The following is an 11,121-nucleotide window of genomic DNA, read 5'->3' as shown; positions in this document are numbered from 1 at the left end:
GTCGCGTCTGTTTTGGGTGACGGGGCTGAGGGCGTTGCAGCTTTCGTTTCAGCGACGCCAGAACAAACGAGCCAGCAGCGCATCGATGCTGAACTTGCCGGCACCCGACAGCAGCAGGGGCGTGAGGGCCACAAGGTAGATCAGAGGCAGTTTGAAGTTGCCGTAACCCTTGTTGCTGATGGCATAGCCTTGGGCGAGTTCACTCAGGGTGTGCCAGTCGGCGGGCCAATGCACCGCAGCGGTTGCGACGAGGGTCACCACCATCAGGCTTAACGCCGAAAAACGTGTGCCCAGGCCCACCAGCAAGGTCAAGGCGAAGATCAGTTCGGCCCACATCGACAGTTCCCAGTTCAGTGTCGCTGGAAGGTGGTCGAACGGAAACGGGAAGCGCGTCTGGATATCGGTAAACCAGTTCTGGCCGTTGAATTTTTCAAGACCGGACTCGAAGAATTCCCAGGCGAGGAATACCCGCAGCGCCAGGGGGGCAACCCAGTCGCCGGCACGGTCGAGGTTCAGGTGCAGGCCTTTGACGGCCGAAGAAATGGAGGTGCTCATGGACGTTGCTCTCTTTCAGGTCAGGGCGGCGGGGCAACGGCATGCCCCGTGAGTTGAGCGCTTTGATCGGCGTGGCCAATCGACAGGCGTATTTCATCAATGGGGTGTATCTGCGGTGTGTCGCTGTGGCGGGGTTTTGCGTGCGGGGTGTGTCGGGGGTGGGGCTGTATACATTGAGATACGTAAGCGGCCACCGCTGTCCCCCGTAGGAGCGAGCTTGCTCGCGATGGTCGTTAACGAAAACGCGTGCCTGCTGGATAAACGCGGTGTTCCGGAGTTCATCGCGAGCAGGCTCGCTCCCACAGGGGAATTGCTATACATTTTCCGGCCACCCACAGCATGGTGATACCGCTTCATGTCCCTCGCGCTCGAACGTCTAGTCGCTGGCACGCCGATCCCTTTCGCCGGTAATCGTGTCACTGTCGTCAGCCCCGAACTGGCGCAACGCTTCCAGCCCGGTGACCACCTGCTGGTGGAGCAGGTCAATGGCGAGCTGCTGCTGATCCCCGTGGCGGACCAGCAAGCGGCCAACATCGCGATCGAGCGCGCCCAGGCGGCTTTTACCGCGCTGTCGACAGTGTCCGATCAAGCGATCAGCACGTTTTTCGACCTGTTTGCCCAACGCCTGGAAACCCCGGAATGCTGGGCCTTGATCGAAGCCGCCAACCTGGCCGACATCGAACGGGCCAAGGCACGCGGTCGCTCGACCACCCGCTTGCTGGCCGATGAGCGCATGCGTCGCGACATGATCGCCGGCCTGCGCGCCTGGCGTGATGCAGCGGCCAGCCGTGGCAAGGTGATCAGTTGCGTCGAGCACGATGGCTGGAAAGTCGAGCAAGTGGTCTCGCCCCTGGGCATTGTCGCGTTCGTCTTCGAAGGCCGGCCGAATGTGTTTGCCGACGCGGCCGGTGTATTGCGCACCGGCAACACCGCCGTGCTGCGCATCGGCAGTGATGCGTTGGGCACCGCCCAGGCGATCGTCACCCATGCACTGAATCGCGCACTGAGCGACGCCGGCCTGCCGGTCGGTGCCGTATCGCTGGTGGAAAGTGTCAACCACGCCGCCGGTTGGGCGATGTTCGCTGACCGGCGCCTGTCATTGGCGGTGGCCCGTGGTTCGGGTCGTGCCGTCAGCCAGTTGGGCAGCATTGCCCAGCAGGCCGGCACGGCGGTCAGCCTGCACGGCACCGGTGGCGCGTGGCTGATTGCCAACGCCGATGCCGATGCCTCGCGCTTTGCCGCCGTGGTGCGCAACTCCCTGGACCGCAAGGTCTGCAACACCCTGAACGTCTGCCTGATTCACCGCGACCGCGCCGCTGAACTGGTGCCGCTGTTCCTCGACGCACTCAAGCAGGCCGGCACCGCAAGGGGCCAGGGATGCAAGCTGCACATCGTCGAAGGCAGCGAGTCGCACCTGCCGCAGGACTGGCTGGCTGCAACGGTCCAGGTGTACCGCGCCGAAGGCTATCAGAGCGAGGCACAGGCCGAGCCGTTGCCGGAAGATCAATTGGGCCGTGAGTGGGAGTGGGAAGAAACCCCGGAAGTCAGCCTGAAGATCGTCGACGACCTGGACAGTGCCATTGACTTGTTCAATCGCTACAGCCCGCAATTCACGGTGTCGCTGATCAGTGAAAGTGCCGAGGCCCAGGAGCGTTTCTACAACGCGGTCAACGCGCCTTTTGTCGGCAATGGCATCACTCGTTGGGTCGACGGCCAGTACGCGCTGAACAAGCCGGAACTGGGGCTTTCGAACTGGGAGAGCGGGCGCCTGTTTGCTCGCAGTGCGATTCTCTCCGGTGATGGCGTGTTCACCATTCGCAGCCGCATGACCCAGGTCGATCTGGGTGTCAAACGCTGAGATGGCCCAGCCTGTGACCGTTGCAAGGGCGGTCACTTTTTGAATGGACGACGGTTCTGATCACTACAAAACCCTGCGGGCTTGCTCCCACTGTTGATCTCCGTTCAGGCATAAAAAAGGCCTGCTCCTTATCGGGAGCAGGCCTTGTTTATCAATAAGTCAGTCATGACTCATTTCAATTAGTAGAACCGGTCAATCACCCGAACTTCGTTCTGATTCTGCATCGAGGCCCAGGCCTGTTTCAGGGTTTGCAGAACATTACCGATGAAGTCCTTGTCGGCGGCGGCTTTCTTGCCGACATAGCCCTGGCCGCGACGGTACATCTTCAGTCGGGCCAACAGGTTCTGGTTGTTCTGGTCGAACTCTGCTTCATGGGCGTGCGGCGACAGGCAGTCGATATGAACCTGGCCACACTTGCTGATCCAGAGAATATGGTTGTCGTGGCTGTCTTTCTTTGCAGCGAAGATACGAGCCAGTTCATCGATAGTTGGTTGATTGTTCAAATTCATCATAAAGCCCCTTGACCAATTGGTGATCTTTCAAAGTTGATTCGCTAATACAGGTAGCCCATCGGTTAGTTGATCCCTGGCACCGAAACCAGGACGTCAGCGTTCGACCGCCTTATCGGGCGGGGTCCTGCGTCTGTTGCATGTAGTCGTGTTGAATAACTGCTACGCAATAGCGTCACAACGAAGAGAAGCGGCGAAAACCTTAAGGCCACTGCCGACGTTTTCAGGGTCGGCCACAAGCTTCATGAGGATTGCTCGCCAAGACTTCTCGCCCTTGTACTGGACGTTCAGGCCAGGTCAGCTTCTTCAATCTGCCTTGTGGGCAGCGTGTATCCGGGAAAAACAGCTCGGCGGTCAGACGAGCTTGCTCAAACGTGTTGCCTGTACTCCCGATCGGGGAGACGTCTGCATCATGCAAGGGCAAATCGGAGGCGTCAACGGTTTTGTAGTGAATATTTTCAGTCACTACATATTGTCGGACAAAGCTGTTGGGAATTAGCGCGGGGGGCGAGGTCGTGTCGGTCAGGACGACAAAGGCGGACACTCAAAGCGGTAAAAAGTGCAGGGATGACCGTCAACTACCTGCTGATGCAAGGTGAACCCGCCAACGTTGAGCCCCGGCATTACGGCGGCCCAGAACAGGCGCGCCGGCTGGTTCGCCTTGATGTGGAAAATCTGCCATTGACCGGGGAAGCGGCTCAAGAGGGTGGAAACGACAAATCGCGCGACACCCTGGCCACGGAAGCGTCGGCTGACAAACAGATAGCCGATGTTGTAGTCGGCACCGGGTAGATGGACCTGGTTATCCACGGTCACGAAGCCGGCCAGTTCACTGTCGACCTTGATCAGGAAGGGCCGGGTGGCCGGGTTTCGCCAGTAGTCGGGCATGGGCAGGATGTTGAACAAACCGTATTCGCCCAGTTTCAGCGGCAACCATTCGCTGAAGTCGTAGGTGTAGAACTGCATCAGGTTCTCGATGGTTTCAAGTTCATCGCGTTCGGCGGCGTGCAGTTCTATCGAAGGCATGCGGGTTGGCTCCAGTTACGCCGGGGCAGGGACACCGTTCATTATGGTTGCCCACAGGGTTCGGTGCCGGGTTCAGGTTTTGCTTGCCGGCTTTGCCCTGCGCCTGGTGCCGCTTGCTGGTTTGCGTGGGGTGCTCTTGCGTTTTTTCTTCCAGGGGGCCGCGGCGGAGCCACCGGGCGGTGGGCCGCTGATGGTCAGGCTCAGCCCGGCACAGCGACTGACCTGTTTGCTCATCCACGCCGCCTGTTTGGTGACGAACTCTTCCAGGCTCATTTCCCCGCTTTGCACCATGTCCAGGGCCTGCTCCCAGATCGCCGTGGTGCCCGGATCGGCGATGGCCCGCGGTACGGCGTCGATCAGGCTGAACGCGGCCGGCGTGGCGGCCAGGGCCTTGCCGTTCTTGACCAGATAACCACGGTCGAGCAGGCCCTGGATGATCGACGCGCGAGTCGCTTCGGTGCCGATGCCGGTGGTGTCCTTGAGTTTTTGCTTGAGCAGCGGGTCTTCCACCAGTTTGGCGACATTCTTCATGGCCTTGATCAGGTCGCCTTCCGTGAACGGCTTTGGCGGTTGCGTCCAGAGGTCCTTGAATTGCACGCCGGCCACTGCGCAATCCATGCCTTCGGCCAGGTTGGGCAGTGTCTGCGGCGCCGGGGCTTCGCGCCCCTTGGCCTGCGCCAGTGCTTCGGGCAGGGCGCGTTTCCAGCCAGGCTCGATGATCTGCTTGCCGACAGCCCGCAAGGCCTCGCCGGCGCAATCGAAGTCGGCCTGGGTGCGGTCGTATTCGTGATTGGGCAGGAACTGCGCCAGATACCGCGCGCGGATCAGGGTGTAGACCGCACGCTGTTTGCCCGCCAGCCTGTCGAGATTCTTCGCCGCGGCGGTGGGGATGATGCCGTGGTGAGCACTGACCTTGGCATCGTTCCAGGCCCGTGAGCGCCGTTGCGGATCAAGGTGATCGTGCAAGGCGTTCAACGCAGAATCGGCCTGGCGCAACGCCGCCAGAATGGCCGGTGCCTCGCTGTGCTGGCTGAGGGGCAAGTAGCCGCAATCACTGCGCGGATAGGTAATGACTTTGTAGGTTTCGTAGAGTGCCTGGGCGATATCGAGGGTTTCCTGGGCGCCGAGGCCGAGCTTCTTCGAGCAGACCTCCTGCAGGGTGCCCAGGTCGAACGGCAGCGGGGCCACTTCGCGCATCCGTTCGGTGCGCAGCTTGATCACCCGCGCACTGGCCGCGCCGCGCATGGCGGCTGCCGCCTGTTGGGCCAGCGCCTGGTTCAGGCAGCGGTCCTGATCGTCGCAAAGCTCCGATGCCGCGCGCCATTGCGCCGTGAACGTGGTCCCGTTGTGCAGCAATTGCACGTCGATGGCCCAATAGGGGACGGGCACAAAGTCGGCGATGCTGCGATCGCGATCCACCACCAGGCGCAAGGTCGGCGTTTGCACCCGGCCGACCGGTAACACGCCTTGATAGCCGGACTGGCGCCCCAACAGGGTGAACAATCGACTCATGTTCATGCCGATCAGCCAGTCGGCCCGGGACCGCCCCAGGGCCGAGTGATAGAGGCTGAAGGTTTCGTTGCCCGGTTTGAGGGCCGCGAGGGCCTTGCGGATGGACGCATCGTCCAGCGCCGACAACCAGAGCCGGCGGATCGGCCCGCGATAGCGGCAATGTTCTACCAGTTCCCGGGCGATCATCTCGCCCTCGCGGTCGGCGTCCGTGGCGATGATCAGTTCGGACGCTTCACCGAGCAGGCGCTTGACCGCCTTGTACTGGCTGGCGGTGCGCGGCTTGACGGTCATTTTCCACTTTTCGGGAATGATCGGCAGGTCCGCCAGCACCCAGCGCTTGTAGCGCGCGTCGTAGGCATCCGGCGGTGCGGTTTCCAGCAGGTGGCCGATGCACCAGGTCACCGTGACGTCCGTTCCCAGCCAGCAGCCATCGCCCCGGCGCCGGGCGCCGAGGACAGCCGCAATGTCTTTGGCCTGGGAAGGTTTTTCACAGAGGTACAGCCGCATAACCACCATCGTCGATCAATGTGCCAAGGGTGCACAGAATGGCGCTTGATGGACGATGGAGCAATCTTTATCTGTATGGATGTACAGCTTGGTGTGTCACTCCCGTTCGGCTGCGAAGCAGTCGTGAGGGTAAAACTTGGGTTATACCTGATAAATCGAGGTTTCAGGTTTTGGGGCCGCTGCGCAGCCCATCGCGGGCAAGCCACGCTCCCGCATCATCGATTTGCAGGTCCATCACCGTCATGAGGAACGCATTCCATGAAAAGCTCCGGTCCTAGCCCTGTCATCACCATCGCCGAGCAGCCTGGCTGTCTGCTGGTGAGATTTCACGGTATTCAAGTGGCTGCCTCGGCGCGGGCCCTGGTGTTGCTGGAGGCCAATTACCCGCCGGTGTACTACGTGCCGCGCGAGGATATCGACGAGAAGTATTTCGCCCGCACCGACCACACCAGTTATTGCCCGTACAAGGGCGATGCCAGTTATTTCAGTTTGCAGGTGCCAGGGCATGAAGCTGCCAACGCGGTGTGGAGTTACGAGAACCCCAAGGTGTCTGTCGAACAGATTCGTGAGTACGTGGCGTTCTACCCGGATCAGGTGAAGTTCGAGCTGCTCGATGCCGAGGTTTGATTGGGGCTGGTTACCGCGACGAGGGAGGCGCTCCCTCGTCGCGAACAATGACCTCAGTTCTTGTCGAGATCGACGTTGCGCGTCTCACGCAGGCAAATCATCCCCACCACCAGGCTTACCCCGGTGATCACCACCGGGTACCACAGCCCGTAGAAGATGTCCCCGGTGTACACCACCAACGCGAACGACACGGTCGGCAGGAAGCCGCCGAACCAGCCGTTGCCGATGTGGTAGGGCAGGGACATCGAGGTGTAGCGGATGCGGGTCGGGAACAGTTCGACCATCAACGCCGCCAGCGGGCCGTAGCACATCGCGGAGATGATGATCAGGGCAACGATCAGTGCCACGATCATCGGCTTGTTGATCTGCTGCATGTCTGCCTTTTGCGGGTAACCGGCCAGGGTCACGGCACCGCGCAGGGCGGCTTCGTCGAAACCATCGATCTTCACGTCACCGACGCTGACCTGCACGCCGCTGCCGGCCGGGGCCGCTGCGCTCTGGTACGGCAGGCCCTGCTTGACCAGGAAGGTCTTGACCTTGTCGCACGGGCTGTCGAATTTCGCCTTGCCCACCGGGTCGAACTGGAAGGTGCAGGTGGCCGGGTCGGCCATCACGGTGATCGGTGCCTGGCGGCTGGCCTGGTCGATGGCCGGGTTGGCGTAGTGGGCCAGGGTCTTGAAGATCGGGAAGTACAACGCGGTGGCCAGCAGCAGGCCGATCATCAGCACCGGTTTGCGCCCGACCTTGTCCGACAGCCAGCCAAAGAAAATGAAGAAAGGGGCGCCAATGGTCACGCTGACAATCAGCAGGCCGTTGGCCACGGCCGGGTCCATTTTCAGGAACTGGGTGAGGAAGAACAGCACGTAGAATTGCGCGGCGTAGAAGGTCACCGCTTGCCCGGCATTGATGCTGAACAGGGCGATCAACACCACCTTGAGGTTTTCCCATTTGCCGAAGGAATCGCGAATCGGCTGTTTGCACAGCTTGCCTTCTTCTTTCATTTTCACGAAGGCTGGCGACTCGTGCAGGCTCAGGCGAATCCAGGTCGAGATGCCCAGCAGCACGATGGAAAACAGGAACGGAATGCGCCAGCCCCAGACTTCAAACTGGTCGCCGGTGAAGTAGCGGCAACCCAGCACGACCAGCAGCGACAGCAGCAGGCCCAGGGTCGCGGTGGACTGAATCCAGCTGGTGTGGAAGCCACGCTTGCCGATGGGCGCGTGCTCGGCGACGTAGGTTGCGGCGCCGCCGTATTCACCGCCCAGGGCCAGGCCCTGGAGCATGCGCAGCACCACCAGAATGATCGGCGCGGCGATGCCGATGCTGGCGTAGGTCGGCAGCAATCCGACGCAGAACGTCGCCAGGCCCATGAGGACGATGGTGGCGAGGAAGGTGTACTTGCGCCCGATCATGTCCCCCAATCGCCCGAACACCAGCGCGCCGAACGGCCGGACGATGAAGCCGGCGGCGAAGGCCATCAGGGCAAAGATAAACGCCGTGGTGTCGTTGACCCCGGCGAAGAACTGCTTGCTGATCACCGCCGCGAGGGCGCCATAGAGGAAAAAGTCATACCACTCGAAGACCGTCCCGAGGGACGAGGCGAAGATGACTTTCTGGGTTTCCTGGCTGGTGCCCGCGCTGCGCACGGCTTCCAGGGTTTGAACGTTTTCTGACATTCCGGTATCCCTCACAGTGATTGTTTTTGTTGTTCCACTGGTGCTGCGTGTTCCATTTCAGGGGTAATGCTCAGTGTCCGTGAATCTGATGCGGGTCCTTGTAGGAGCGAGCCTGCTCGCGATGGCGGTGGGTCAAACAACGAAGATGTTGACTGTCATTCCGTCATCGCGAGCAGGCTCGCTCCTACAGGGATTGTGTGTGCAGCGGAGTCGAGGATCATCCGCGCCGCCTTCTCGGCAATCATCAGCGTCGGCGAGCAAGTGTTGCCCGAGGTGATGCGCGGCATGATCGAGGCATCGGCAATGCGCAGGCCGGGGATGCCATGGACCTTGAGTTGCGCATCGACCACGGCGTCGGCGTCGTTGCCCATGCGGCAGGTGCCCACCGGATGGAAAATCGTGGTGCCGATCCGTGCGGCGGCTTCGTGCAGTTGCTCCTCGCTTTGCAGGCTGTCGCCGGGCAGGTATTCCACCGGATTGAAGGCGCGCAGGGCCGGAGCGGCGACGATGCGCCGGGTCAGGCGAATGGCGTCGGCGGCGACCCGCAGGTCCTGCGGATGACTCAGGTAATTGGGTTGGATCAGCGGGGCTTCTTGCGGATCGGCGGAGCGAATTTCCACCCGGCCACGGCTTTGCGGACGTAGATCGCAGACCGACGCGGTGAACGCCGGGAAGGCATGCAGCGGTTCGCCAAAACGCTCCAGTGACAGCGGTTGCACGTGGTATTCGAGGTTCGCTGACGTCTGCTCAGGCCCCGAGCGGGCAAAGGCGCCCAATTGGCTCGGCGCCATGGACAGCGGGCCGCTGCGGTCATACAGGTAGCGCAGGCCCATGCCCATCTTGCCCCACAGGCTGCCGGCAATCTGGTTCAGGGTGCGGGCGTTTTCCAGCTTGTAGATCAGCCGCAGTTGCAGGTGATCCTGCAAGTTACCGCCGACACCGGGCAGCTCATGGGCGACGCCGATGCCCAGCCGCTCAAGCAATGGTCGCGGGCCGATGCCGGAGCGTTGCAGGATGCTGGGCGAACCGACCGAGCCGGCACACAGGACGATCTCCTTGCGTGCCTTGAAGGTTTTCGCCTGGCCTTGCCAGCGGGCGCTGACCGCTGAGGCGCGGCCATTGTCCAGCAGCACGCGGTCGACTTCGACAGCGGTCAGCACGGTGAGATTGGGACGCTGGCGAATGGGTTTGAGAAAGGCCTTGGACGCGTTCCAGCGGATGCCGGCCTTCTGATTGACCTGGAAGTAACCGCAACCTTCGTTGTCGCCCTGGTTGAAGTCATCGATGCTGGCGATGCCGCTTTGTTCGGCGGCGCTGCGGAACGCATCGAGAATCGGCCAAGACAGGCGCTGGCGTTCGACCCGCCATTCGCCCGCGGCACCGTGAAATTCGGCGGCACCGGCAAAGTGGTTTTCACTCTGCTTGAACAGCGGCAACACCTCTTGCCAGCTCCAGCCAGGGTTGCCGTCGGCGGCCCAGCGATCGTAGTCGCCGGCCTGGCCGCGCATGTAGATCATGCCGTTGATCGAGGAGCAACCGCCCAGTACCTTGCCGCGCGGGTAGCTCAGGGCGCGACCTTGCAGGCCCGGTTGTGCTTCGGTCTTGAAGCACCAGTCGGTGCGCGGGTTGCCGATGCAGAACAGGTAGCCCACGGGGATGTGAATCCACGCGTAGTTATCGCGGCCACCGGCCTCGAGCAGCAACACGCGATGTTGCGCATCGGCCGACAGTCGATTGGCCAGCAGACACCCGGCCGGCCCGGCCCCGACCACGATGTAATCGTATTCATCCAGGGGAGTCTGCATCCCTGACCTCGTGTTGTTGTTCTTGTTGTCTGTCATCCTAGTTGTTAGCTTTCGTCAAAAGAATGTTAGTTTTTGCGCAGCCGCTGTGCGTTTTTAAACAGCATCCCGAACGGCAAAGAACAAGGACGCTTCATGTTCGACTGGAATGACCTGCGGTTTTTTCTCGAATTGCAGCGCAGCGGGCGTTTGCTTACGGCTGCCCGTCGCTTGAATACCACCCACGCCACCGTGGCGCGGCATATCGAGGCCATCGAAAAAAGCCTCGGTACGGCGTTGTTCGTCCAGCATGCCCAGGGTTACGAGATGACCCCGGCAGGCGAGGCATTGCTTAAACACGCCGAGGCGATGGAGAACGTGGCACTGCTGGCCCAGGAGGAAATCACCCAGTCCACCGCGCCGCTGGGCAAGATCCGCGTCGGGGTGACGGAAGGGCTGGGGATCATGTTCCTGGCCAGTCGCATGAACGGCTTGTTCGAGCGCTATCCGGGGCTGGAGGTGGAACTGGTGGCGGTGCCGCGCTTTGTCAGCATCCTCAACCGCGAGGCGGAAATCAGCATCCACCTTGAGCGTCCGGCTGCCGACATGTTGGTCACCCGCAAACTCACCGATTATCGCCTGGCGCTCTATGCCAGCCAGGACTACCTCGACCGCTCACCGCCGTTGCGCAGTCGTGAGGACCTGGGGCGTCATGCGTGGATCGGCTATGTCGACGACCTGCTGTTCAGTCAGGAACTGATGTTCCTCAACAGCTTCTGCCGCAATCCGCGGGTGGTGTTTCACAGCACCAGCGTGATTGCCCAGCAACAGGCGGCCCGCTCAGGCCTGGGGATTGCCGTGTTGCCGTGCTACATGGCCAGTGCCGATCCCGGTCTGGTGCCTTTGTTGCCGGACGAAAGCATCCAGCGCAGCTACTGGATCAGCACCCGCCGGGAGCTGCACAAGTCGGTGCGGTTGCGGGTGTTGTGGGATTATGTGGTGCAGATGTGTGAGCGGGAGCAGGGGTTGTTGTTGGGCGGTGCCTGAGCTGGCGCCATCGCGAGCAGGCT

9 protein-coding genes are annotated in these 11,121 nt (G+C 61.5%); 3 read left to right on the top strand and 6 right to left on the bottom strand.

The genetic code is table 11. From position 1 onward, the window contains the following. Positions 1–48: 48 nt before the first annotated feature. On the bottom strand, positions 49–555 hold the full coding sequence (locus AC3ITA_RS16410; protein ID WP_414928871.1) for an HvfX family Cu-binding RiPP maturation protein: 507 nt from the start codon (positions 553–555) through the stop codon (positions 49–51). Positions 556–910: 355 nt separating this feature from the next. On the opposite strand from AC3ITA_RS16410, the gene AC3ITA_RS16405 reads away from it, so the two are divergent. Further along, positions 911–2,413 carry an aldehyde dehydrogenase family protein gene (locus tag AC3ITA_RS16405; RefSeq protein WP_095944094.1) on the top strand — a complete coding sequence of 501 codons (1,503 nt, stop codon included), beginning with the start codon at positions 911–913 and terminating at the stop codon, positions 2,411–2,413. Positions 2,414–2,592: 179 nt separating this feature from the next. Here AC3ITA_RS16405 and AC3ITA_RS16400 read toward each other — a convergent pair whose 3' ends face one another. From AC3ITA_RS16400 to AC3ITA_RS16390, 3 genes are all read right to left on the bottom strand, one after another. After that, the gene (locus AC3ITA_RS16400) at positions 2,593–2,922 is read right to left on the bottom strand and encodes a hypothetical protein (protein WP_032829393.1); all 330 of its coding nucleotides are present in this window, start codon (positions 2,920–2,922) and stop codon (positions 2,593–2,595) included. A 522-nt stretch (positions 2,923–3,444) separates the two neighbouring features. Next, positions 3,445–3,948: a GNAT family N-acetyltransferase gene (locus tag AC3ITA_RS16395; RefSeq protein ID WP_095944095.1), complete on the bottom strand. Its 504-nt coding sequence runs from the start codon at positions 3,946–3,948 to the stop codon at positions 3,445–3,447. 72 nt (positions 3,949–4,020) lie between these two features. Next, complete coding sequence (locus AC3ITA_RS16390) at positions 4,021–5,967, bottom strand: DNA topoisomerase III (RefSeq protein ID WP_489277871.1); 1,947 nt, start codon at positions 5,965–5,967, stop codon at positions 4,021–4,023. A gap of 258 nt (positions 5,968–6,225) precedes the next feature. On the opposite strand from AC3ITA_RS16390, the gene AC3ITA_RS16385 reads away from it, so the two are divergent. Beyond that, the gene (locus AC3ITA_RS16385) at positions 6,226–6,594 is read left to right on the top strand and encodes a DUF427 domain-containing protein (protein WP_095944097.1); all 369 of its coding nucleotides are present in this window, start codon (positions 6,226–6,228) and stop codon (positions 6,592–6,594) included. A 53-nt stretch (positions 6,595–6,647) separates the two neighbouring features. On the opposite strand, the gene AC3ITA_RS16380 is transcribed toward AC3ITA_RS16385, so the two are convergent. Together AC3ITA_RS16380 and AC3ITA_RS16375 are read right to left on the bottom strand one after the other, a co-directional pair. Further along, on the bottom strand, positions 6,648–8,270 hold the full coding sequence (locus AC3ITA_RS16380; RefSeq protein ID WP_095944098.1) for an MFS transporter: 1,623 nt from the start codon (positions 8,268–8,270) through the stop codon (positions 6,648–6,650). Between the two features lie 155 nt (positions 8,271–8,425). Next, positions 8,426–10,075 carry a GMC family oxidoreductase gene (locus AC3ITA_RS16375; RefSeq protein ID WP_489277868.1) on the bottom strand — a complete coding sequence of 550 codons (1,650 nt, stop codon included), beginning with the start codon at positions 10,073–10,075 and terminating at the stop codon, positions 8,426–8,428. A gap of 132 nt (positions 10,076–10,207) precedes the next feature. Between AC3ITA_RS16375 and AC3ITA_RS16370 the strand changes: the two genes are divergently transcribed. After that, positions 10,208–11,098, top strand: a complete 891-nt coding sequence (locus tag AC3ITA_RS16370; protein WP_095944100.1) for a LysR family transcriptional regulator — start codon at positions 10,208–10,210, stop codon at positions 11,096–11,098. Positions 11,099–11,121: the final 23 nt, after the last annotated feature.

This window comes from Pseudomonas sp. GL_090 (genome assembly GCF_057837765.1).
The sequence above is the reverse complement of the archived record's forward strand: the minus strand, read 5'-3'. Positions and strand labels throughout refer to the sequence as shown.

Bases quoted from the DNA above. Each gene is read 5' to 3' on its own strand.
- AC3ITA_RS16375 (WP_489277868.1), bottom strand. From the start codon at position 10,075: ATGCAGACTCCCCTGGATGAATACGATTACATCGTGGTCGGGGCCGGG.
- AC3ITA_RS16390 (WP_489277871.1), bottom strand. From the start codon at position 5,967: ATGCGGCTGTACCTCTGTGAAAAACCTTCCCAGGCCAAAGACATTGCG.
- AC3ITA_RS16370 (WP_095944100.1), top strand. From the start codon at position 10,208: ATGTTCGACTGGAATGACCTGCGGTTTTTTCTCGAATTGCAGCGCAGC.
- AC3ITA_RS16380 (WP_095944098.1), bottom strand. From the start codon at position 8,270: ATGTCAGAAAACGTTCAAACCCTGGAAGCCGTGCGCAGCGCGGGCACC.
- AC3ITA_RS16410 (WP_414928871.1), bottom strand. From the start codon at position 555: ATGAGCACCTCCATTTCTTCGGCCGTCAAAGGCCTGCACCTGAACCTC.
- AC3ITA_RS16385 (WP_095944097.1), top strand. From the start codon at position 6,226: ATGAAAAGCTCCGGTCCTAGCCCTGTCATCACCATCGCCGAGCAGCCT.
- AC3ITA_RS16395 (WP_095944095.1), bottom strand. From the start codon at position 3,948: ATGCCTTCGATAGAACTGCACGCCGCCGAACGCGATGAACTTGAAACC.
- AC3ITA_RS16400 (WP_032829393.1), bottom strand. From the start codon at position 2,922: ATGAATTTGAACAATCAACCAACTATCGATGAACTGGCTCGTATCTTC.
- AC3ITA_RS16405 (WP_095944094.1), top strand. From the start codon at position 911: ATGTCCCTCGCGCTCGAACGTCTAGTCGCTGGCACGCCGATCCCTTTC.